The sequence below is a fragment of the Brevundimonas sp. Root1423 genome, from assembly GCF_001426805.1.
The window spans coordinates 594829-616325 of sequence record NZ_LMFL01000045.1; the positions used below are offsets into that span (position 1 = coordinate 594829).

The following is a 21497-nucleotide window of genomic DNA, read 5'->3' on the forward strand; positions in this document are numbered from 1 at the left end:
GGACCGGACCTTCGCGCCTCGGGCTGCGAACAGCAAGGCCCTGAAGCGTCAGGTTTTCGCGATCAGGCGGCCGGGACCTCGACCCAGAAGACCGCGCCCTCGCCCGGCGTCGAGGTCACGCCGATGGACCCGCCCTGCAGCTCGACCAGGCGTTTGGCCAAGGCCAGACCGATGCCGTGGCCCTCGACCGTCGACCGCTCAAGACCCAGCCGGTTGAACGGTTCGAACAGCTGGGCCTGCTTCTCGGGCGAAAGGCCGGGGCCGCGATCGCAGACCTCGATCCGCACGCCGTCGTAGACCTTGCTGGCGCGGAAGGTGACGAGGCCGCCTGCTCCGCCGTACTTGACGGCGTTGGAGGCGAGGTTGGAAATGACCTGGGTCAGGCGTTGGGAATCGGCCAGGGCGATCAGTCCGTCGCCTTCGCTGATCACCTCCAGCCGCACGCCGTCGGACTCGGGGCGCAGGGCGACGGCCCGTTTCACGTCTTCGAGCACGCCGGGAACGTCAGTGGGGCGCAGCTCGACCTTCACGGCGCCGGACTCGGCGCGGGCGACGTCCAGCAGGTCGTGGGCCAGCGCCTCGACCTGACGCGCGGTCTTGACCAGCATTTCGGCCATCTCGCCCTGTGTGGGGGTGATGGGTCCAAGCTGGCCCGTCTTCCACAGCTCGCCGATGCCGATCACGCCGCCGACCGGGCTCTTGATCTCGTGGGCGACGTTGGCCAGCAGGCGGGACTTGGCTTCGGAGGCGCGTTCGGCGCGGACCTGGCCCACCTTTGCGCGATCCGACAACCGGTCCCGCTCTTCCAGCAGGGCCGCGACCAGCATGATCGGCAGGTAGCCGAACAGGATCAGAAGCTGCGCCATCATGGCCCGGTCCGGTCCCTCGAAGGCCGCGCCGTAGGGGCCCAGCCCCCGCATCGCTCCGCCGACGGCGAGGATGGAGATGATGACCAGGGCGGCGGTCACGCCGAGCATGCGGAGCCGGACGGCGATCAGCAGCAACAACGGCATGGTGACGAAGCCGATCGGCAGCTGCTGCGAAAAGACGACGAAGCACAGTCCCGCCAGCAGGCCGAGCAGGACCACCGCCTCGATGGCCCGGGCGGGCGCGCGGAAGCGGACGATCTCGCGTTTGGTGAGGGCCAGGCCGAAGCTGGACAGCACCGCGACGCCAAGGGCGTGGCCGAACCACCAAGTCTGCACGCTGTCGAGGAAGTGAGCCCCGTTCAACCACCACAGCATGGCCCCCGCGAACAGGGCGGCCGGCAGCGGTCCGAGCACGGCGGCGCTGACCAGAAAGCGGCATGCACCCTGAACCGAGGCGAGATTCAGCGTCGGCGCGAAACGGCGCGCCATCAGAACGCAGACATAGATTTCCAGCATGTTGGCGACGGTGAACATCACCGTCAGCCGGGTTGAATTCCCCGCCAGCAGCTCGCCGGCCGCTATTCCCATGGCGACGAGCGCGCCGAAGGACAGATCGTAGAGCGGGCCGCGCGAGGTCCGCAGCCAGACCGCGACGGCCAGACCGCCCGCGCCCCACAGGGCGGCGACCACGCCGGCGGACCGGGCGAAACTGAGAGCCAGGACGACGAGGACCATCACCGCCATCGCGGTGAAGATCGGCGCGAGCGGCGGACCCACTCCGCTTGTCGGACGCGTGCTTTCCCGGACGCGCGGAGCCGCCGGCGGCGTCACGCCGGATGCGGGCTCCGAGGGTTCGAGCGCGCGGCTCATCTGCATATTCGGTCCTGGAAACGACAGCCTTCTACAGGTTCCTTAGGCCCACGCTTCCTAATATCCCCTGAAGGTCAAGCGTTTGTCGTCAACACTTCCTTCAGCTCCCGCACGGCGGCCGCCGGACCGTCGGGATGCGTCCACACCGCCGAACTGACCGCCACGAAGTCGGCTCCGGCGCGCGCCAGCTCGCCGGCGTTCGCCGCGGTGATCCCGCCGATCGCGACACAGGGCACCTCGACCGTCTCCTGCCAGATGGTCAGGATTTCCGGGTCGGGCCGGTGAACCGTTTCCTTGGTCCTGGTCGGGAAGAAGGCCCCGAAGGCGACGTAGTCCGCTCCGGCCTCCGCCGCGTCCATCGCCAGTTCGCGGCTGTCATGGCAGGTGACGCCGATCATGGCGTTGCGCCCCATGACCGCCCGCGCCTCGGCCAGGGACGCGTCCCCCTGCCCCACATGGACGCCGTCGCAGCCCGAGCGGACCGCCAGATCGGGGCGGTCGTTGAGGATCACCGCGACGCCGCGCGCCTGCGCAATCGGCTTCAGCGCCGCGACCGCCGCCAGAACCGTCGCATCATCCACGTCCTTGAGCCGGATCTGCAGCGCCGCGACCTCGCCGGCGTCCAGCGCCGCTTCCAGATCCCGGGCGAACGCCGCCAGGTCGGGAATGGCGGGCGGCGTGATCAGATACAGCTCACATGGGGGACGCGGGGGGGCGGAAGGTTCTCTGGCCATGGCCGCGAAGTGCGACGGACGCGGGCCTGCGTCAACACCGCCGCTGCGAACGACTTGCATTCGCCACGATTGCCTTGTTAAGAAGAACCATTCGCAACAAACCTTTCGGGTTCGGTTCGTGTACGTCTGCAACTGCAACGGCCTTCGCAAACGGGATGTCGCCGCCGCCATCGAGGCTGGCGCCACGCGGCCGCGCGACGTCTTCGCCCGCAACCAGTGCGCCGCCCAGTGCGCCAAATGCGTCTGCGAAATGCGCGAGATGATTCAGGAAAGCCGCGAAACCTTCGCCATGGCGGCCGAATAGGGCCCTGCCCTCCCTCACGGGAGATTCATTCGCATTTTCAATGTCGTGAGAAGTGTTCGCATGTGACCACAAGGCGAGTTTGCGTGTTAAAACAGGCGCTCACAGCCGGCGATTCACGACGGTCGGGCTGACCGCGCGCCGCTGACAGGAAATACGACGATGAAGGGCGATCCCGCGATCATCCGCACGCTCAACGCGGTTCTCACCAACGAACTGACGGCGGTGAACCAGTATTTCCTGCACGCCCGGATGTTCGAGAGCTGGGGCCTGAAGCATCTGGGCCAGATCATCTACGACGAGTCGATCGGCGAGATGAAACACGCCGACAAGCTGATCAAGCGCGTCCTGTTCCTCGACGGCCTGCCGAACCTGCAGGACCTGCACAAGCTGAAGATCGGCGAGAACGTCTTCGAATGCTTCGGCGCCGACCTGTCGCTGGAGCTGGGCGGGCGCGACACCCTGATCGCCGGCATCGCCCAGTGCGAGGCGGCGTCCGACTTCATCAGCCGTCAGATCCTGACCGAGATCCTCGCCGACACGGAAGAGCACATCGACTTCCTCGAGGCCCAGCACAAGCTGATCGAACAGCTGGGCGAGCAGAACTATCTGCAGTCGGCCATGACCGAGATCGCGCCGGACCGGTCGGCGACGGGCAACTAGCCGTAGCTGAGCAAGCCAAATGCGAGGACATTGCCCACGTTCATGATCGCGTGGGTCAGGGCGATGAGCGTGATCGAGCCGGTTCGCAGCCAGAGCAAGCCCAGAACCAGGCCCAGCATTGTCTGCATGATGAACTGCGGCGCGTATTCGAAGGCGACTTGCGGAAGGTAAGCGAAATCACCGTGGAGGGCGGGATCAGCGAGGGCCCCGGGGACGTGCATCAATCCGAATGCGACGCTGGACAGGAACACGGCATTGAAGCGTGAACCGGACCGGTCCAGCAGAGCCGTCAAAAGCAGGACGCGGAAAATTACTTCCTCCAGCGTCGCGCCAATGATTACCGCGCCCATGCTCACGACCAGGTCGAGAACCGGAGGCAGTTCTGACCCGGCGGGAGCGCGTGAATAGGCGGCCCACGTCCATGCCGCCGCGATGCAGAGGGCAAATGCCGAGATGAGGAAAAGCCTGAGCATCCCGGGATAGCCTGATCGCGAGGGCCATGTGATCAGCCCGAACTGCAGGAATGCCGCCGGCACGAGCGTGCCGGCCAGCAGGAAGACGATGTACTGTGAGGCGGGATCAGCTCGGCCCATCTGGTGCAGGATCACGCTGGCAGCCAGCGTCACCGCCAATTCTGCGAGAATCATCCACACGATCGGGCGAACCTGATCGGTGCGCTTCGTGCTCCAGTAGGCCGCCGAGCCGCCGCTTGCGAACCGCAGGACGAGGAAGGCCAAGGCGAAGACGACCAAAACCACTACGGCGAAGGTGACGTGGAGTGCCACCGCGAATTCGGGGTCGATGACGTCAGGTCGCGAAATGAGGACCCACCATGTGAGCACAGCCAGCGCAAGGGCGAGGAACTGCGAAAACCGGCGCAGGGTCATGGACGTCTCCGACAATGGAGGGCCCGGAAACGTGCGCGTCCCCCGACTCACAACCTGATGTAAGCAGCGTCCGGCGCCGGGGGCTAGAGCACCTCGCGCCGGGCCAGATGGGCGATGGCGAGCGCCAGCACCACCAATCCGAGACCGCAGCCCAGACCGAGGGCGGTGGTCACCCGCCACGCCTCGTCCCCGGACGCCAGCATGTTGACCGGCATCTGCCACGGGAAGAAGACGCCCGCGCGGGCCGAGGTGGCGACGACGGAGAAGAAGGTCCCGCCGATGCCGACGACCAGGGCAGGCACAAAACTGGCGAAGCGCAGCGCGATCCATAGCTGGATGGCCGCCATCAGGATGGCCGCAAGGAAGACCTTGCCCATGGTCGTGGCGTAGAGGCCGACCTCCAGCGGTCCGGTGGGTGTCAGGTTCGGCTTTATGGCCGTCGCCAGCATCACCGCGCCCCACGTCATGAGCAGGGTCGCGGCGCTCATGACAGCCACCACCGCCAGCACCATCACCGCCTTCGCCGCATAAAATCGCCAGCGCGGCAGCGGCAAGGCGCGTAGATGGTCCCACGATTTCGGACCGTGCTCCATGTGCGCGACGAGCGCCGTCAAGGCCGTCACGCTCATCGGCAGCATGAAGAAGGACCAGATGCCGATCGCACTGACCATCCACATGTCCCACGGCATCGGCGTCTTGCCGCGCAGCAGGTTGAAGAAGGTGAAGATGGCGATCAGCGACGGCGCCGCGACGGCCAGCACGGCCGCCAGCGACCGGTTCAGCTTGCGGATTTCCACGGACAGGACGGCGAGCATCAGACGAACTCCGGCTTGGGGGCGGGGGCGGCAGCGGCGGCCGGGGCGGACGCGTCGCGGTAGATTCCTTCCAACGAGCGGGCGCGGGCTCCGATCGCGAAGACGGCGACCCCCGCCTCGACAAGGGCCCGGTTCATGGCCGGGACCGCTGCGTCGGGGTCGTCTCCGGGGTTGAGCCGGGCGACCAGGCCGTCGCCCGTCGCGGACAGGGCCAGATCGAACGGTTCGAGCACCGCCGAGGCGCGGGCGGGGTCGTCGACCCGCAGGGCGATCTCGGGCGCGAGGGCCGCCTTGATCCGCGCCAGTTCGCCCTCCAGCACCAGCCGGCCCTCGTGAACGATGCCGACGTGGGTGGCGATCTGTTCGATCTCGCCGAGGAGGTGGCTGGACAGCAGGACCGTGGCCCCCGTGCGGGCGGGGAGTTCCTTCAGAAAGCGGCGCATGTCGGCGATGCCGTCCGGGTCGAGGCCGTTGGTCGGCTCGTCAAGCACCAGCACCGGGGGCGCGCCCAGCATGGCGCGCGCGAGACCCAGCCGCTGGCGCATGCCCAAGGAATAGTCGGACACCCCGCGCTTGCCGTGCTCCGACATCTCGACCACCTCCAGCACCCGGTCGATTTCGGTCGGCGGCAGGTCCAGCAGGGTGCGCGTCAGGTCGAGGTTCTGGCGGCCCGTCAGATTGGCGTAGAAGCCGTGCGCCTCCAGCAGCGCCCCGACCTTGCGCGCCGCGCCGATGCGATCCCGGCCGACGTCAATTCCGGCGATCCGGGCCGAGCCCGAGGTCAGGCGGATCAGGCCCAGCAGCATCTTCAGCGTCGTCGTCTTGCCCGCGCCGTTGCGGCCGAGGAAGCCGTAGACGGCCCGGTCCGGCACGGTCATCGACACTGCGTCGACCGCTCTGTGGGAGCCGAAGCAGCGGGTCAGTGCGTCGGTTTCGATGGCGGCTGTCATGACGGCGGGGCTCGCATTCGTTTAAGTCCGATATAAAGTTGCGAACCTCGCGTCTTTAAGTCAAGATTAAAGATCAGACATCAAATCCGCACCCCCGGAGCCGCCGCGTGAGCCAGACCGATCTCGTCCGTTTCCGCCGTATGTGCGGTCAGTTCCGCTGGCTGGCGGTGTTCATGGTGGTCACCATCGGAGGCGGCCTGCTGCTGACCCTGATCGGAGCGCCGGTCATCTTCTGGCTGCGCGAGGGGCTGGCACCCTTGCGGCCGGGCACGCTCTCCGCCCTGATCTGGTTCAGCCCGGCCGTCTTCTATCTGTTCGGCGTCTGGTCGATCGGATCGGCCATGGGTCAACTGGCGAAGGGGCGGCTGATCCAGCCGACGCTGTCCTCGGCCCTCCGGCGGGTCGGGCTTTCGCTGGGACTGGGCGGCGTTCTCAGCGTGTTCGTCGTGTCCAACCTGATCCGGCTGGTCGAGAACGGGAGGGGCGGGTATCTGCATTTCGACGTGGCGGGGATGACGCTGGGCATGATCGGCGGGGCCCTGTTCCTGCTGGGCCGGGTCGTCGATCGGGCCGGCCGGATGCAGGCCGAGCTGGACGAGATGATCTGATGCCCGTCCGCGTGACGCTCGACGCCCTGATCGTGAAGAAGGGCCTCAAGGCCCGCGATCTGGCCGCCGAGGTGGGGCTCAGCGAGACCCAGTTGTCCCTGTTCCGCTCGGGCAAGGTGAAGGGCATCCGCTTCCGCACCCTGGCCCGCCTGTGCGCGGCGCTGGACTGCAAGCCGGGCGACCTGCTGGACTATGGCTTCGACCCCGCCGACCTGGCGCCGGTCAACGACGACGAGGTCTGACGGAACCGCAAAGCCGCCCCGCCATTGTCTGTCCGCAGACGCAGGAGAGCCGCGCGTGACCGATATCGACGACATCCTCGACGACGCGCGCGACGCCGCCGGCGACTTTCTGAACGCCAACGAGCGCGACATCGGCCACGTCATTCTCGGCGTGGCGGTGACGGTCGGCTTCGCACTGGGAGCCACGCTGCTGGCCCGGACCACGATCAAGCCGAACCCGCTGCATCTGGCGGATGATGACGCGCCGATCACCGAACGGCCGCGCGGACCGCTGAGCCTCATCCTGCCAGCCGTCTTTTCAGTCACCACCCTGTCGGCCGTGCGGGTGTGGAACGCCCCTGCCCGGCCGGAGCGAACCGCGGCCATGGGCCTGTGGGCGGCCGCACAGGCGCTGAACGCGGTGTGGATCGCCATGCGGCCCGCCAGCCGCAGCCTGCAGATCGCCGCCGCCATGTCCTCGGCCGGGATGGCCGCCGCCTTCGCCCACGAGGCGCGCAAGCTGGACAACCGCGCCGGCAAGCTGGCGGCTCCCAGCGGGGGTTCCGTGCATCTGGCCAATCTGGTTCAGGGCAAGTCACAGCCCCAGGGGCCGACGGTTCACTGACCCGCGCCTTGCCGGATCACGCCGCATCCTCTAGGGACTGCGCCCGTTCGCGCGCGCCACGAGGCTGCGCCCCATCCCTTCCAAGCCCGGCATGGTCCTTGAGCACAACAAGGGCCTGTGGGTCGTGACCAAGGCCAGCCACGTCAAACCGGGCAAGGGCGGCGCCTTCGCCAACATCGAGGCCAAGAACCTCGAGACGGGCAACAAGCTGAGCGAGCGCTTCCGGTCGGAAGACAAGGTCGAGCGCGTTACGCTCGAGCAGAAGGACTTCTCCTTCCTGTACGAGCAGGGCGACGCCCTGGTCTTCATGGACGACGCCACCTACGAGCAGACCGAGCTGCAGAAGGACTGGGTCGGCGAGGACCGCGTCGCCTATCTGCAGGACGGCATGAAGGTCGTCATTGAAATGCACGAAGAGCGCCCGATCGGCCTGACCCTGCCCGACCAGGTCACTCTGGAAGTCGTCGAGACCGAGCCCACCGTGAAGGGCCAGACCGCCTCGTCGTCCTACAAGCCCGCCATCGCCAACAACGGCGTGCGCATCATGATCCCGCCCTATATGGGCGTCGGCGAACGCATCGTCGTCGACACCACGACCGGCGAATACGTCCGCCGGGCCGAATAGGCCCGACCGACACCGCGACCCGGAGGCGCGATCCTGCGCCTCCATGACCTTCTCCGACTGTCCGGGCTGAACGCCTTGAAGGACTTTCGGACCAGGAGATCCCCATGGCCCTCGCCTCCGCCCTCGTTTCCGTCATAATCGACGCGGTCCGCAAGACCGCGCGGCCCATGCTGCGCGACTTCGGCGAGGTCGCCCAGTTGCAGGTTTCCCGCAAGGGCCCGGGCGACTTTGTCACCGCCGCCGACATCAAGGCCGAGGACACCCTCTACGAACTGCTGATGAAGGCCCGCCCCGGCTACGGCTTCCTGGGCGAGGAGCGCGGCATGATCGAGGGGACCGACAAGTCCCACATGTGGATCGTCGACCCGATCGACGGCACGACCAACTTCATGCRTCCGAGATCGTGGCGGGCGTGACCTACAACCCGGTCATGAACGAGCTGTTCTGGGCCGAGAAGGGCAAGGGCTGCTACCTCAACGACCAGCGTATCCGCGTCGCCGGCCGCCGCGACCTGTCGGAAAGCCTGATCGCCACCGGCCTGCCCTTCATCGGCAAGACCGGCCACGCCCAGTCGATCAAGGACATCCACGCCATCGGCCAGCGCGTCGCCGGCATCCGCCGGCTGGGCTCGGCGGCGCTGGACTTCGCCTGGGTCGCCGCGGGCCGGTACGACGCCTACTACGAACGCAATCTGAACCCGTGGGACGTGGCGGCGGGCATCCTGTTCGTCACCGAGGCGGGCGGCATCGTGACGACCATCGACGGCGAGGGCCGTCCGGAGTCGGGCGCGCAGATCCTGGCGTCGAACTCCGAACTGCATCCCCAGTTGCAGAAGGTTCTGCGCGGCTAGATCCGGTCGGGACTCAAGTCCCGGGCACGCGCCATTTGCCGGGAGGCTGCCATGCCCGGGCGTTGGCGGCGGCCGGGTTCAGTATGGCCAGCGGGGCGGGCGCCGGAGTCGTCGGGGCCGGGGCGTACAGCTCCGGATAGACACGCCGGTCGGCCTTGCGCTGATCGAAGGTGTAGAAGGCCGGCATGGTGATGCGGCGACCGCGCGTGACCTTCAGCACGCCGTGCTCGTGATGATAGCCGGCGCTGAACGCCACCAGCATGCCCCGCTTGGGCTTCAACACCCGATCCTGGGCGGTGAAATAGAGCTCCCCCCCCTCATAGTCGTCGTTGAGATAGACGATGCTGGAGAAGTCCCGCCACGGGGTGCTGTGGGCCGAGCCGTCAGGATTGCTGTTGTCGGTATGCGGGGGCAGGCATGAGCCCTTCTCCCACACGTTAAGCTGCACCGTGTCGGTCCACAGCGGGCGGGTCAGGGCGTAGAAGTCGCCCAGCAGGGCGGTGGCCCGCTTCTGGAAGTCGCCCATGATCGCGGCGGCCGAGGCGTTATGCTCGGCCACATCATCCATGTAGACGATCCGGCCTTCCCAGAAGTCGATGCCGATCCTGCGGTGCTTCACGAGACCATGCAGGCGGTCGAACATCGTCGTCAGGCGATCACATTCCTTCGACGTGAGGAAGCCCGGCATGACGATGAAGTCCTGCGCGCCGTATTCCGCCGGCGTGATCGGCGCGGTTGCCGCGGACGGGGTCAGGACGCCATCGAGGACCCGTTTGCGCCCCGCGAGGTTCGCCGGGGTCTGGCGCAAGTCGATTGCAGCCATCCGGCTGTCCGGCGCCCATGCCATGCGATCAACCATGTTCGCGCCCGCTCCTTGCTACCGACGGCATTGCGAGATGACATCACCGCCTCGCCGCCCGTCAACCGATCAACGACCGCGCCGCGGCGCGCGCCTCATCCGTGATCACCGCCCCCGACAGCATGCGGGCGATCTCCTCCCGGCGGGCTTCGTCGTCCAGCGTGTCGACGGTGGTCGTGGTCAGGCCGCCGGCGTCGGCCTTGCGCACCTTCCAGTGGGCGTGGCCGCGCGCGGCGACCTGCGGGCTGTGTGTGACGACCAGCACCTGCGCCCCGGTGGACAACCGCTCCAGCCGCGCCCCCACGGCCGAGGCCACGGCGCCGCCGACGCCCTGATCGACCTCGTCGAAGATCATCACCGGCTGGCGCTGGTCCTCGCGCCCGGCCAGAGCCGCCTTCATGGCGAGGGCGAAGCGGGCCAGTTCCCCGCCGGAAGCAATGGCGTCCAGCGGCCCGAACCCGGTTCCGGCGTTGGTGGCGATCTCGAACCGGGTCGTCTCGACGCCCAGCGGACCGCGTCGGCCCTCAGCCACCGGCTCAAAGGCGACGCGGAAGCGGGCGCGGTCCAGTTTCAGCGGCCCCAGCTCGGTCATGACCGACGCCGTCAGACGGTCGGCTGCGGCTTCCCGGGCCGAGGTCAGCAGCATGGCGGCGACGTCATAGGCCTCGCGGGCGGCCGAGGCGGCGCGTTCGGCGGCGGTGATGGCCTCGGCGCCGTCCTCTATCAGGCGCAGCTGGTCGCGGAAGCGGACGCGCAGCACCGGCAGGCTCTCGACGGAGGTGTTGAGCTTGCGCGCCGCGGCGCGCAGGGCGAACAGCCGCTCCTCGGCCTTGTCGAGCTTGCCGGGCTCGAAATCGAAGGCGTTGGCGGCGGCGTCGACGCAGGCGATGGCCTCCTCGGCCTCGACCATGGTGCGGTCGATGGCTTCGGCGGCGGCGGACAGTTTCTGCAGCAGGGGGTGTTCGGGATCGGTGCCCGCCTGCCCCGCCCGCGTACGCGCGTGTTCGACGGCGCGCAGGGCGGCCGACAGCTTCTGGGACAACTTGTCCCCGCCTAGCTGGGCGCGAGCATCCGCCAGATCACCGATGGCCTTTTCCGCCGCGCCGAGAATGGCGCGTTCGCCGGCCAGCTCGGTCTCCTCGTTGGCGCGCGGGTCCAGTTCGTCCAGTTCGGCGAGGTTTTGCGTCAGCTCCTCGGCGTGGGCGGCGGCGTCGGCGGCGGCGGCCTTCAGGTCGGAGACGGCGCGTTCGGCTGTCTTCAGCTTCTCGGCGGCGCCGGCGACGCCGTCCAGCTGGGGCTGCAGGCCGCCGTAGTTGTCCAGCAGGGCGCGGTGGGTCTTCCAGTCCAGCAGGCCAACGGTCTCGTGCTGGCCGTGGACCTCGACCAGGGCCTGGCCGATCTCGCGCAGGGCGGCGACGCCGGCGGGCTGGTCGTTGACGAAGGCGCGGCTGCGGCCGTCGGCGGCCACGGTGCGACGCAGGATCAGTTCCTCGCCCGGCGCGACCTCGAAGCCGCGCTCGGCGATCATCTCAAGCAGGGCGGGATCGTCGGGGGCGGTGAAGACAGCGGTGGCCGAGGCCTGTTTGGCGCCGGCCCGCACAAGACCCGCGTCGGCGCGGGCGCCCAGCGCGAGGCCCAGCGCATCCAGAATAATCGACTTGCCGGCCCCGGTCTCGCCGGTCAGCACGGTCAGGCCGCCCTCGACCTCGAGGTCGAGCACGTCCACCAGCACGATGTCGCGGATGGAAAGCGCGGTCAGCACGGGTCCGCTTCCTCCCGGTTCACGGGACTGACGGCGCAGGGATCAGGGTGAGGCAAAGCGAATCGATCTCTCTGGCGACGCCGGAGAATGCTGGCCTTTCGCCCCCCGGGTAAAGCCCGAGGTTAGCGGAACATATCGGAAACGTCAGCCCGGGATGATCCGACGCAGCCAGCTTTCGCGCTGGCCGGTCGGGGTGACGCCGGGCTGGCTGCCCTGCTCGGTCAGCAGGGCGTAGGCTTCGGCGTACCAGGGGCTGCCCGGATAGTTGAAGCCCAGCACGGCGCCGTTGCGGGTCGCCTCTTCCTTCAGGCCCAGCATCAGATTGACCTCGACCAGACGGTACAGGGCCTCGGGCGTGTGCGAGGTGCGCTGATAGGCTTCGTTGTCGATCACCGCCTTGTAGCGGTTGATCGCCGCCAGCGGCTGGCCGGCGCGCTGGTAGTAGCGGCCGATCGACATTTCCTTGCCCGCCAGCTGGTCGTTGACCATGTCGATCTTGACCGTGGCGTCGATGGCGTAGGACGTGCCCGGATAGCGGCGTTGCACATCGCGCAGTCCGTCCAGCGCCGCCTGGGCGTAGCCCTGGTCGCGGCCCACGTCGGTGATCTGTTCGAAATTGCACAGGGCCTTCATGTAGAAGGCGTAGGGCGCGGACGGATTGCCGGGGAACAGCTGGATGAAGCGGTCCGAGGCGGCGATGGCCTCGGCGTAATTGTTGTTCTGATAGTAGGCGTAGATCTGCATCAGGATCGCGCGGCGCGACCATTCCGAATACGGATGCTGACGCTCGACCTCCTGGAAATAGTCGACGGCGTCGGCCCAGCGGCTGCTCTGCAGGCGCTGGTAGCCGGTGTTGTAGAGCGCCTCGACCGGACGCTCCTCATAGGCCAGGCGGGGGCGATTGGTCCGGCTGCCACAGGCCGAGATCGTCAGGGCCGAAACAGCCACGGTGGCCAGGATCAGGCCGGCGCGGAATTTGGAAGCAGGCAAGGACGACCTCAAAATGCAAGCCGGCGAGCGCTAACCCGTCGGCGCCCCCGGAAACGAGACGCGATCTCTACACCAGCGAACTTGTCTGCGCCAATGCACGAAGAAGACCTGCAAAAAGACGCTCTGCGCCTTGCCGCGGGGCCATCCGCTGGTATGTAGCGCGCCAGCGCCACGGCGGCATTTTCAGCCCGGCGATGACGGCGAAAGGATGACCGGACATGAAGCTGCTCTCTGGCAACTCCAACCGGACCCTGTCCCAGGCGATCGCCGCCCACCTCGACACCTCGACATGCCCCTGACCAAGGCCCAGGTGAAGCGGTTCGCGGACAATGAGGTGTTCGCCGTCATCGAGGAAAACGTCCGCGGCGAGGACGTCTTCATCCTGCAGTCGACCAGCTATCCGGCCAATGACAACCTGATGGAGCTGCTGATCATGACCGATGCGCTGGTGCGCGCCTCGGCCAAGCGGATCACGGCGGTCATGCCCTATTTCGGCTACGCCCGGCAGGACCGGAAGACCGGCGGCCGCACGCCGATCTCGGCCAAGCTGGTGGCGAATCTGATTACGCGCGCCGGCGCCGACCGGGTGCTGACGATGGATCTGCACGCGGGTCAGATCCAGGGTTTCTTCGACATTCCGACCGACAACCTGCTGGCCACGCCAGTGCTGGCGCAGGACATTCGGGAAAACTATCCGCGCGGCGAACTGATGATCGTGTCGCCCGACGTCGGCGGCGTGGTGCGGGCGCGCTCGCTGGCCAAACGGCTGGATGCCGACCTGGCCATCGTCGACAAGCGCCGCGCCAAGGCCGGCGAGAGCGAGGTCATGAACATCATCGGCGACGTCGAGGGACGCCGCTGCATCCTGTTCGACGACATCGTCGATTCGGGCGGCACGCTGGTGAATGCGGCGCAGGCGCTGATGGACAAGGGCGCGGTCGAGGTCTCGGCCTACATCAGCCACGGCGTGCTGTCGGGCCCGGCGGTCCAGCGCGTGACCGACGGGCCGCTGAAGGAACTGGTGATCACCGATTCGATCGAACAGCCGTTCGAGGTTTCGAACTGCTCGAAGATCCGCACGGTCTCGGTGGCGCCCCTGATCGGCGAGGCCATCCGGCGAATCGCCAACGAGGAATCCGTCTCCAAACTGTTCGACTGAAAGATAGGGCGCCTCAAATTGGCCGGGAGCGCGTTCTCTGCTCCACGACGGACAGTTCGAGGAGATTTCATGCGTTCGGCAATGATGCGACGCGGCCTGACGGTGGCCGCCCTGTGTGCCGCTGCTGTCCTTGCGGGCTGCGCCTCGGGCAAGGCCGAGGCTGAAGCGGAGGCCGCGCGTCTGGCCGAAGCCGCCGCACTGGCCGCGCGGACGCCTCCGCCCATCAGCCTGTCGGAAAGCGTCGCCCAGGATGCGGCGGTGTATCTCGCCTTCTCGCGCAGCATCGCCGGCATCCGGGGCGGGTTCGAAAGTCCGGAGGCCATCCAGGCCGCCCTGCGTCAGGGCGCGGCCTATGACCCCGGCCAGATCTCCCGCGGCCTCGTCGCCTACGCCTCCATCGTAGCCCTGCAGTCCCCGGCGTTTGTCTCGGGCGTGAACCAGTACGGGATCAATCCGACGGGCCGGCAGAAGATGATCGCCGACATCGTCGCCGACCCACGCGTCGCCTCCTACATGCCGGGCGCCGAGGAAGCCGCCGGTCTGATCATGGCGGCCCTGAATACCGAGATCGACGCCCTGAGCGCCGCTGCCAACTCCGTCGAGAACGACGCCTACGCCGCCCAGGCGGACGGACGTCGGTCGTGGGCCATCGCGCATATCAACGACCGCGAGGCGCGTCTGGCCAGCGCCAAGGACCTGTCGGGCCAGACCATGCCGGCCCAGGCGTCAGAGTCGGCCCGCCTGTTCGCGGCGGCCACCAGCGGGGCCGGGCTTGGCGGCGCCAGCGGCCGCCGCCGCGACGAGCGGCCCTATCCGCCCGTGGTGACGAACGCCCTCGCCCTGGCGGCTCTGGCCGCGCTGGGCGCCGCCGGTGACGACGCGCGGGCCAATACCGCCGCCCTCCAGTCGGAGGGGACCAGCCAGAACTGCCTGAACGAGTCCAAGCTGAACCTTTACCAGTGTCTGGCCGCCTCGCGCCCCAGCTATGAGGACATGTTCTGCCTCGGCCGCCATATCGTGCGCGACCTCGCCACCTGCACCCGCAGTTCGGCCCTGCCCGCCGCGAGGGTCACGGTCTCCGCCCCGACTGTGACCGAAGCCCCGCCGCCGATCATTGTGACCGCGCCGCTCGTCGCGGCTCCGCCCCCTGCGCCCGGGCTGGCGCCGACGCCGCCGCTGCAACGGTCCACGCCGGCGCCGGCGCCCCAGCCTGCACCCACGACGCTGACGCCGACCCAGCAACTGAACACGGGGACTGGCGCGCCCGTCCGGACCACGCCCGGCGGCTGACGCGCGATCGACGCCGGTTCTGTTGGCGGATTAGTGATCGGCAAACAATTCGCGGAGCGTTATAAGGGGGTTGGAGTTTCGGCGCCCCGCGAAGGCGCCGCGCGTGTTCTGGGGAATCTCGCATGTTCATGGCCTATCCGCGCCGCGGCCTTTCGGTCGCCGCAGCCGCCGCCGCCCTCATTCTGGCCAGCTGCGCCACGCCCGAGCCCGAGCCTGCTCCGCCGCCTCCCCCGCCCCCGCCGCCGCCGGCCGTCAGCCTGAACGAGGGCGTGGCCCAGGCCGCCTCCATCTATGTTGCCTTCATGCGCGACGTCGGGACCATCAGCGCCGGCTTCGACAGCGCCGAGGCCATCCAGGCCGCCATCCGCAAGGGCGCGTCCTATGAGCCGGCCCAGCTGTCGCGTGGGATGATCGCCTATGGCTCGATCCTGGCGCTGCAATCGCCCGAGTTCGTCCAGGGCGTCCGCACCTACGCCGTCGATCCGGCCCAGCGGCAGCAGATGATCGCCCGCATCCTCGCAGACCCGGCGACCGCCGCCACCTTCCCGGGCGCCGACGCCGCCGCCGGTTTGATCGTCGACACCATCGGCAAGGATTCGGCCGCCATGTTGCTGATCGCCAACGCGGTCGAGGAAGACGCCTATACGATCCAGGGGCGCAGCGATCCGCGTCGCCGCTGGGCGACGGTCCACATCACCGACCGCGTCACCCGTCTGGAGGGCGCCAAGTCGCTGTCCGCCGTGACGATGCTGCCCTCGGCCGAGGAGTCCGCCCGTCTGTTCGCCGCCGCCAACAGCGGCACGGGGCTGGGCGTGGGCCCGGCCCGCTCGGGCCCGCCCTACACCGCCGCCGTCGTCCGCTCGCTGGCCGTGGCCGCCCTGGCCGCCCTCGGCGCCGGCGGCGAGGACGGTCGTGCGAATACCGAGGCCCTGACCGTCGAACAGAACAGCGAGTTCTGCCTCAACATGTCGAAGCTGATGCTGTTCCAGTGCCTTGCGGCCTCGCGCCCCAGCTATGAGGACATGTTCTGCGTCGGACGCCACGTAGCCCGCGATCTGGCCACCTGCACGGCCCAGAACATCACGCCCGTCCCGGTCGAGATCCCCCAGACCGCCGTGGCGGGCGGGGCGCCGGAACAGACGCCGATCGCAGCCGAGGCGGCCGCCGCCTCCACCGCGGCGACGGCGTCGCTGAACAACGGCGGCTGACTCCGTTCGCAAAGGGACGCCGCGGCCTGTTGCGTCGCGGGGTTCTTGCGTGTAATGACCCGCGCTCTTGAATTCAGGGTCCCTGACCCCGCCGCGAGGGCTGACTGGTCAGCGCGGCGTTTGTGTTGTTGAGGCGAGGCGATGGCCGAGATCATTCTGAACGTGGACGTCCGTGATGGCGTCCATCTCGGTGAACGAGCGCGACTTCCGCAAGTCGCTCTACACCGGCAAGCTGCTGGGCCACCTGGTGACCCTGAAGTACGGCAAGGAATCGCAGCCGGTCATCGCCCGCGATGTCCAGTTCGACCCGGTGTCGGACCGTCCGCTGCACTTCGACCTGATGCGGGTCGATGAAAAGCAGACCATCAAGATCGAAGTGCCGGTTCACTTCATCAACCAGGACCAGTGCGAAGCCTTCCGTCAGGGCGGTTCGCTGGAAATCGTCCGTCACTCGGTTGAAGTGAAGGTCCGCGCGGATCACATCCCGGAAGACCTGATCGTCGACCTGGCCGGCCACAAGATGGGCGACACCATCCGCTGGACCGACCTGAAGGGCACGGAAGACGTCGAGCCGACCATCACCGACCGGGATTTCGTGATCGCCTCCATCAAGACCTCTTCGGCCGCCAAGGCTGCTGACGAGATCGAGGAAGCCATCGCCGAGGAAGTCGCCGCCGCCGCCGAGGAAGCTGCCGCGGACGAAGTCCCCGCCACCGAACAGGCCGATGGCGAAGAAGCCGCCGCCGCCGAGGGCGAATCGACCGAGGGCTGATCGCCTTCTTTCGACTGTTTTGCGAAGCGGCCCCTTCCGGCTACGGATGGGGCCGTTTCCTTGTCTGGACCTGAGCCATGATCATCATCGCCGGCCTGGGCAATCCGGGCCCCAAATACCAGGGCAACCGCCACAACATCGGCTTCATGGCCGCCGACGAGATCGCCTCGCGCTGGAAGTTCGGGCCCGAACGGCTGTTGATGAAGCCCCAGACCTATATGAACGAGAGCGGCCGCGCCGTCGGCGAGGCCGCGCGCTTCTACAAGGTCCAGCCGTCCGGGGTGATCGTCTTCCACGACGAGATCGATCTGGCGCCGGGCCGGTTCCGCATGAAGACCGGCGGCGGGGCGGCCGGCCAGAACGGCGTGCGTTCCATGATCAGCCAGCTGGGCGCCGACTTCCGCCGCGGCCGCATGGGCGTTGGCCACCCCGGCGAGAGCCATCTGGTGATGCCGCACGTCCTCGGGGATTTCCACAAGGCTGACCGGGTCTGGCTGGACCCCATGCTGGCCGCCGTCTCGGACGCCCTGCCGTTCGCGCTTTCCGGCGACGATGAGCGCTATCAGGCCGAGGTCATGCGTCTGGCCCCCGCGCCGAAATTCAGCCCGCGCCAGGCCAGCCAGGCGCGGGACGAATAGTCACGCTTCCCCGCGCATGTCGTCCCCGCTAGAGCGGTGACGTGACCCGCTCGCAGTCCGATTCATGGTCGATCACGCGCTCGCTCGCCTTCCTGGCGGCGGTGTTCGCCATCGTGCTGAGTTCGCTGTTGCCGGTCGGGGCCATGGCCGCCACGCCTTCGGGGCAGGTCATGCTCTGCTCGGACGCCGCACGGATGGCGACCGGGGCCGGCGGGGATCAGGGGGATGGCGGCGGCAAGGCCTCGCCCGCCCACTGCCCGGCCTGCATCATGCCATTGACGGCAACGCTGCCGAACCCGCCTGTTCAACAGGCGGCGGCGATCCCCGATGCGGTTCGCACCGCAGACTGGACCGCTGGCTTCGCAAGCCCGCCTCCGCCCGCGCGCGGGCCGCCCCGTCCGCCTTCAACAGCCCCGCCCGCCGCCTGAAATACAGCTTCGACGACGCCTGACCGGCGTCCGTGTCCGCGCGCTTCCGCCGCGCCTTCTGTTTTCAGGAATCCCATGTCTCTCGATACCTTCGCGGCGCCTTGCGCGCTGCTGGTCGCCGCTGTGTCGGCCTCGCCTGTGCTCGCCCAGAGCGAACCCGTCATCCAGCTGGACACCGTCATCGTCACCGGCGCGCGCAATCACGAAGACCCGCCCGTCGTGGCCGAGACCCGCGCCCGCCTGTCCCGCACGCCCGGCGCCGTGGCGGTGGTGTCGGCCGAGTCCTATGAGGATCGCTATGCGCCGAACCTGGCCGAGGTGCTGCGCGACGTTCCGGGCGTCTACGCACAGAAGAAATGGGGCGGCGACATCCGGCTTTCGATCCGGGGCTCGGGCATCGGCAACTCCAGCCACAACCGCGGCACGCTGTTGGCGCAGGACGGCATTCCGTTCAATGAGGCCGACGGCTTCGGCGACTTCCAGCTGATCGATCCGCTGATCGCCCGCTACAGCGAGGTCTACAAGGGCGGCAACGCCCTGCGCTTTGGCGGCGCCCTTCTGGGCGGGGCGATCAATCTGGTGACGCCGTCCGGGCGGACGGCGGGTTCGGACGTCAACCTGCGACTGGACGGCGGATCATATGGCGCCTTGCGAGGGCATGCTGCGGTGGCGGGCGTTCGCGATGATCGGGACGGCTATGCCGCCGTCACCGGCCTGCGCGTTGACGGCTGGCGCGACCAGAGCGAGGGGCAGCAGCAGCACGCCACCCTGAACCTCGGCCGCCGCCTCGGCGAAGACCGCGAGGTCCGGCTGCTGGTTTCGGGCGGCTATGTGCATCAGGAGATCCCGGGCAGCCTGACCCTGACCCAGGCCCTGAATACGCCGCGTCAGGCCAATGCGGCCAACAAGGCGCTGAACTACCAGCGCGACATGGGCGCGTTGCGGACGGCGCTGCAGACCCGCTGGCGGTTCAACGATTCCACCGTCTTCGAGGGCGCCGTCTACGGGACGTGGAAGGACCTCGACCATCCGATCTTCGAGGTCGTCGACCAGCAGAGCCGCAACTACGGCGTCTTCGGTCGATTCGACTGGCAGGGGCAGGTCGGCGGGATGCGCGTCGACGCCTTCTACGGCGTCTGGTACCGGCAGGGCGACCTCGATGCGAAGCAATGGGTCAATCTGGCTGGCTCGCACGGCGCCCTTCGCGCCCGCAGCTTCCAGAACGCCTCCGGACTGGATGTCTTCGCCGAGGGCCGGCTGTTCATCACCGACCGGCTGGCCCTCGTGGCGGGCGGAACCTGGGGCCGGGCCGAACGCGACTATCAGAGCCACGCTGTTCCGGGGAACGCCGCCAGCTTCACCCTGAAGGCTGATCGAACCTTCGACTGGTTCGCACCGCGAATCGGCCTGTTGTGGGAGGGCGAGGACGGGGATCAGGTCTTCGCCAATCTCACACGCTCGGTGGAGCCGCCGAACTTCTCGGCGTTTTCGCCCTATGCCGGCGGGTTCCGGCCCGTGGTTCCGCAGGAGGCCGTCACCGTCGAAGCCGGCGCCCGCGGCCGCCGCGGCGCCCTGACATGGGACGTGACGGCATACCGGGCCGAACTGGACCACGAGCTGCTCAACTTCATCGTCGAGAACGGCATCCCCGCCGCGACCTTCAATGCGGGCCCAACGGTGCATCAGGGGATCGAGGCCGGGCTGGACTGGCGGATCACGCCATCCGTCCGCCTGCGCCAGACCTACGCCTTCTCGGACTTCTTCTTCGACGGCCACCGGACTTATGGCGACAACGATCTGCCTGTCGTGCCGCCCCACGTGTACCGGGCCGAGCTGCGGTACGACCATCCAGCGGGCTGGTTCGTGGCCCCGTCGGTGGAATGGTCGGTGTCCGACGCATGGGTCGACTACGCCAACACCCTGAAGGCGCCGGCCTATGCGGTGGCGAACCTGAACACGGGCTGGGAGGTGCGCAACGGGGTCTCGCTGTTCGCCGACGTCCGCAACCTGTTCGACGAAGCCTATGTCTCGAACTTCGGCGCTGTGACCGACGCAAGCCGCCCGGGCGTTTCCACCTCTGTATTCTTTCCCGGTGAAGGCCGATCGGTTTTCGCCGGCCTGCGTCTGGCCTATTGAGAGCGAATGAACCTCATGACCCGCATTTCCGCCCCCGCCGCCGCCCTGCTCATGCTGGCAGGCTGCAACTCCGGCGAGCCCGCGCCTGCGCCCGGCGCGCCGACGGTGACCGTCGCCGACGCCCTGTGCCGGCCCACGCCCAAGGGCCGCCAGACGACCGGCTGCTACATGACCCTGACGGCCAGCGGCGACGACCGGCTCGTCTCGGTCGAAAGCCCGGAGGCCAAGTACGTGCAGATCCATGAGAGCCGCATGGAGAGCAATATGATGATGATGCAGCAGATGCGGGACGGCATGCCGCTGGCGGCGGGTCAGGCCACAGCGCTGGCCCCCGGCGCCAATCACCTGATGATGCTGGGCGTCGAGGAGCCGCTGGTCACCGGGGACACGGTGACACTGAAACTGACCTTCGCTACGGCGGCGCCGGTCGAGGTGACAGCCCGCGTGGCCCAGCCGGCGGTCGGCGAATACGACCACGTGGCCGCGCAGTAACCGCTGAACCTGACAAACCGGGCGCGACCCGCTAAAGGCTCGCCTTCATCCCTTCGATTTTCCGCTTCTCGCGACCGGACGCCGCGTGCGTTCGCCCGGGAGGCTTCTGGAACCGCCCAAGCCCATGGCTCTTAAAGTCGCGATCGTCGGCCTGCCCAACGTCGGCAAGTCCACCCTGTTCAACGCCCTGACCAAGACGGCGGCGGCCCAGGCCGCCAACTATCCGTTCTGTCACCTTCGTGGATATCGCCGGTCTGGTGCGCGGCGCGTCCAAGGGCGAGGGTCTGGGCAACCAGTTCCTGGCCAATATCCGCGACTGCGACGCCGTGGCCTTCGTGGCTCGATGCTTCGTCGATGACGACATCACCCACGTCGAGAACCGCATCGATCCGATCTCGGACCTCGAGATCATCGAGACCGAACTGATGCTGGCCGATCTCGAAAGCCTCGAGAAGCGGGTCGTCAACGTCGAGAAGAAGGCCAAAGGCGGCGACAAGGAAGCCCAGACCACCCTGCGCCTGATCAACATGGCTCTGACCCCGCTGCGCGCCGGCAAGCCCGCCCGCGTGGTCGAGGTGTCGAAGGAGGACGAGAAGGCGTGGCACATGCTGCAGCTGCTGACCTCCCTGCCCGCCCTCTATGTCGCCAACGTCGACGAAGGCTCAGCCGACAAGGGGAATGAGCTGTCCGACCTGGTCGCCAAACGCGCCGCCGCCGACAACGCCAAGGCCGTGGTCATCTCGGC

At 68.0% G+C, this 21497-nt stretch carries 20 protein-coding genes and 4 pseudogenes; 16 read left to right on the forward strand and 8 right to left on the reverse strand.

Annotated features, from left to right (window positions below; translation table 11 throughout):
* Positions 1-62: 62 nt before the first annotated feature.
* On the reverse strand, positions 63-1739 hold the full coding sequence (locus tag ASD25_RS24385; RefSeq protein ID WP_235562870.1) for a HAMP domain-containing sensor histidine kinase: 1677 nt from the start codon (positions 1737-1739) through the stop codon (positions 63-65).
* A gap of 74 nt (positions 1740-1813) precedes the next feature.
* On the reverse strand, positions 1814-2473 hold the full coding sequence (gene thiE, locus ASD25_RS24390) for a thiamine phosphate synthase (protein WP_056621316.1): 660 nt from the start codon (positions 2471-2473) through the stop codon (positions 1814-1816).
* A 118-nt stretch (positions 2474-2591) separates the two neighbouring features.
* On the opposite strand from thiE, the gene ASD25_RS24395 reads away from it, so the two are divergent.
* Positions 2592-2777 carry a bacterioferritin-associated ferredoxin gene (locus ASD25_RS24395; RefSeq protein ID WP_056621319.1) on the forward strand — a complete coding sequence of 62 codons (186 nt, stop codon included), beginning with the start codon at positions 2592-2594 and terminating at the stop codon, positions 2775-2777.
* 159 nt (positions 2778-2936) lie between these two features.
* Positions 2937-3437, forward strand: a complete 501-nt coding sequence (bfr, locus tag ASD25_RS24400; RefSeq protein ID WP_056621321.1) for a bacterioferritin — start codon at positions 2937-2939, stop codon at positions 3435-3437.
* On the opposite strand, the gene ASD25_RS24405 is transcribed toward bfr, so the two are convergent.
* The 3 genes from ASD25_RS24405 to ASD25_RS24415 form a co-directional block, all read right to left on the reverse strand.
* A complete protein-coding gene (locus ASD25_RS24405) occupies positions 3434-4324 on the reverse strand; it encodes a CPBP family intramembrane glutamic endopeptidase (protein ID WP_056621323.1) in 891 nt (296 codons plus the stop codon). The genes bfr and ASD25_RS24405 overlap by 4 nt on opposite strands.
* A gap of 83 nt (positions 4325-4407) precedes the next feature.
* Complete coding sequence (locus ASD25_RS24410; RefSeq protein ID WP_056621325.1) at positions 4408-5139, reverse strand: ABC transporter permease; 732 nt, start codon at positions 5137-5139, stop codon at positions 4408-4410.
* On the reverse strand, positions 5139-6089 hold the full coding sequence (locus ASD25_RS24415; protein WP_056621326.1) for an ABC transporter ATP-binding protein: 951 nt from the start codon (positions 6087-6089) through the stop codon (positions 5139-5141). Before ASD25_RS24415 ends, ASD25_RS24410 begins: the two co-directional genes overlap by 1 nt.
* A 107-nt stretch (positions 6090-6196) precedes the next feature.
* Between ASD25_RS24415 and ASD25_RS24420 the strand changes: the two genes are divergently transcribed.
* The 5 genes and pseudogenes from ASD25_RS24420 (at position 6197) to ASD25_RS24440 (ending at position 9018) form a co-directional block, all read left to right on the forward strand.
* A complete protein-coding gene (locus ASD25_RS24420) occupies positions 6197-6697 on the forward strand; it encodes a DUF2975 domain-containing protein (protein WP_056621327.1) in 501 nt (166 codons plus the stop codon).
* On the forward strand, positions 6697-6939 hold the full coding sequence (locus ASD25_RS24425) for a helix-turn-helix transcriptional regulator (protein WP_056621328.1): 243 nt from the start codon (positions 6697-6699) through the stop codon (positions 6937-6939). Before ASD25_RS24420 ends, ASD25_RS24425 begins: the two co-directional genes overlap by 1 nt.
* Positions 6940-6994: 55 nt before the next feature.
* A complete protein-coding gene (locus ASD25_RS24430; RefSeq protein WP_056621330.1) occupies positions 6995-7543 on the forward strand; it encodes a tryptophan-rich sensory protein in 549 nt (182 codons plus the stop codon).
* Between the two features lie 91 nt (positions 7544-7634).
* Positions 7635-8168: an elongation factor P gene (efp, locus tag ASD25_RS24435; protein ID WP_056621332.1), complete on the forward strand. Its 534-nt coding sequence runs from the start codon at positions 7635-7637 to the stop codon at positions 8166-8168.
* 104 nt (positions 8169-8272) lie between these two features.
* Positions 8273-9018, forward strand: a pseudogene (locus ASD25_RS24440) (inositol monophosphatase).
* A 13-nt stretch (positions 9019-9031) separates the two neighbouring features.
* Here the strand turns inward: ASD25_RS24440 and ASD25_RS24445 are convergent.
* The 3 genes from ASD25_RS24445 to ASD25_RS24455 all read right to left on the reverse strand — a co-directional run bounded on the left by ASD25_RS24445 (position 9032) and on the right by ASD25_RS24455 (position 12641).
* Positions 9032-9877 carry a 2OG-Fe(II) oxygenase gene (locus ASD25_RS24445; RefSeq protein ID WP_082572606.1) on the reverse strand — a complete coding sequence of 282 codons (846 nt, stop codon included), beginning with the start codon at positions 9875-9877 and terminating at the stop codon, positions 9032-9034.
* A 61-nt stretch (positions 9878-9938) separates the two neighbouring features.
* Positions 9939-11639, reverse strand: a complete 1701-nt coding sequence (gene recN, locus ASD25_RS24450; RefSeq protein WP_056621335.1) for a DNA repair protein RecN — start codon at positions 11637-11639, stop codon at positions 9939-9941.
* Between the two features lie 144 nt (positions 11640-11783).
* The gene (locus tag ASD25_RS24455) at positions 11784-12641 is read right to left on the reverse strand and encodes an outer membrane protein assembly factor BamD (RefSeq protein WP_056621337.1); all 858 of its coding nucleotides are present in this window, start codon (positions 12639-12641) and stop codon (positions 11784-11786) included.
* A gap of 206 nt (positions 12642-12847) precedes the next feature.
* On the opposite strand from ASD25_RS24455, the pseudogene ASD25_RS24460 reads away from it, so the two are divergent.
* From ASD25_RS24460 to ASD25_RS24495, 9 genes and pseudogenes are all read left to right on the forward strand, one after another.
* A pseudogene (locus ASD25_RS24460) lies at positions 12848-13788 on the forward strand (ribose-phosphate pyrophosphokinase).
* 69 nt (positions 13789-13857) lie between these two features.
* On the forward strand, positions 13858-15078 hold the full coding sequence (locus tag ASD25_RS24465) for a hypothetical protein (RefSeq protein WP_200943709.1): 1221 nt from the start codon (positions 13858-13860) through the stop codon (positions 15076-15078).
* A gap of 122 nt (positions 15079-15200) precedes the next feature.
* Positions 15201-16286: a hypothetical protein gene (locus ASD25_RS24470; RefSeq protein WP_056621339.1), complete on the forward strand. Its 1086-nt coding sequence runs from the start codon at positions 15201-15203 to the stop codon at positions 16284-16286.
* Positions 16287-16427: 141 nt separating this feature from the next.
* Positions 16428-16920 (forward strand): annotated as a pseudogene (locus ASD25_RS24475) (50S ribosomal protein L25/general stress protein Ctc); the annotation flags it as partial.
* A 215-nt stretch (positions 16921-17135) separates the two neighbouring features.
* Complete coding sequence (gene pth, locus ASD25_RS24480; protein WP_056621341.1) at positions 17136-17696, forward strand: aminoacyl-tRNA hydrolase; 561 nt, start codon at positions 17136-17138, stop codon at positions 17694-17696.
* 41 nt (positions 17697-17737) lie between these two features.
* Entirely contained in the window at positions 17738-18124 is a 387-nt protein-coding gene (locus tag ASD25_RS29805; protein WP_082572607.1) for a DUF2946 family protein, read from the forward strand.
* 75 nt (positions 18125-18199) lie between these two features.
* Positions 18200-20260 (forward strand): TonB-dependent receptor domain-containing protein, encoded by a 2061-nt coding sequence (locus tag ASD25_RS24485; RefSeq protein WP_056621343.1) that lies wholly within the window; start codon positions 18200-18202, stop codon positions 20258-20260.
* 6 nt (positions 20261-20266) lie between these two features.
* Entirely contained in the window at positions 20267-20752 is a 486-nt protein-coding gene (locus ASD25_RS24490) for a copper chaperone PCu(A)C (RefSeq protein WP_156389453.1), read from the forward strand.
* A 124-nt stretch (positions 20753-20876) separates the two neighbouring features.
* Positions 20877-21497: pseudogene (locus ASD25_RS24495) on the forward strand (GTPase); the annotation flags it as partial.

What these genes read in the sequence shown, in the direction of transcription:
- ASD25_RS24385 (WP_235562870.1), bottom strand. Translation starts at nt 1,739, where the DNA reads ATGAGCCGCGCGCTCGAACCCTCGGAGCCCGCATCCGGCGTGACGCCG.
- thiE (WP_056621316.1), bottom strand. Translation starts at nt 2,473, where the DNA reads ATGGCCAGAGAACCTTCCGCCCCCCCGCGTCCCCCATGTGAGCTGTAT.
- bfr (WP_056621321.1), top strand. Translation starts at nt 2,937, where the DNA reads ATGAAGGGCGATCCCGCGATCATCCGCACGCTCAACGCGGTTCTCACC.
- ASD25_RS24405 (WP_056621323.1), bottom strand. Translation starts at nt 4,324, where the DNA reads ATGACCCTGCGCCGGTTTTCGCAGTTCCTCGCCCTTGCGCTGGCTGTG.
- ASD25_RS24410 (WP_056621325.1), bottom strand. Translation starts at nt 5,139, where the DNA reads ATGCTCGCCGTCCTGTCCGTGGAAATCCGCAAGCTGAACCGGTCGCTG.
- ASD25_RS24415 (WP_056621326.1), bottom strand. Translation starts at nt 6,089, where the DNA reads ATGACAGCCGCCATCGAAACCGACGCACTGACCCGCTGCTTCGGCTCC.
- ASD25_RS24425 (WP_056621328.1), top strand. Translation starts at nt 6,697, where the DNA reads ATGCCCGTCCGCGTGACGCTCGACGCCCTGATCGTGAAGAAGGGCCTC.
- efp (WP_056621332.1), top strand. Translation starts at nt 7,635, where the DNA reads ATGGTCCTTGAGCACAACAAGGGCCTGTGGGTCGTGACCAAGGCCAGC.
- ASD25_RS24445 (WP_082572606.1), bottom strand. Translation starts at nt 9,877, where the DNA reads ATGGTTGATCGCATGGCATGGGCGCCGGACAGCCGGATGGCTGCAATC.
- ASD25_RS24465 (WP_200943709.1), top strand. Translation starts at nt 13,858, where the DNA reads ATGCGTTCGGCAATGATGCGACGCGGCCTGACGGTGGCCGCCCTGTGT.
- ASD25_RS24470 (WP_056621339.1), top strand. Translation starts at nt 15,201, where the DNA reads ATGTTCATGGCCTATCCGCGCCGCGGCCTTTCGGTCGCCGCAGCCGCC.
- pth (WP_056621341.1), top strand. Translation starts at nt 17,136, where the DNA reads ATGATCATCATCGCCGGCCTGGGCAATCCGGGCCCCAAATACCAGGGC.
- ASD25_RS24485 (WP_056621343.1), top strand. Translation starts at nt 18,200, where the DNA reads ATGTCTCTCGATACCTTCGCGGCGCCTTGCGCGCTGCTGGTCGCCGCT.
- ASD25_RS24490 (WP_156389453.1), top strand. Translation starts at nt 20,267, where the DNA reads ATGAACCTCATGACCCGCATTTCCGCCCCCGCCGCCGCCCTGCTCATG.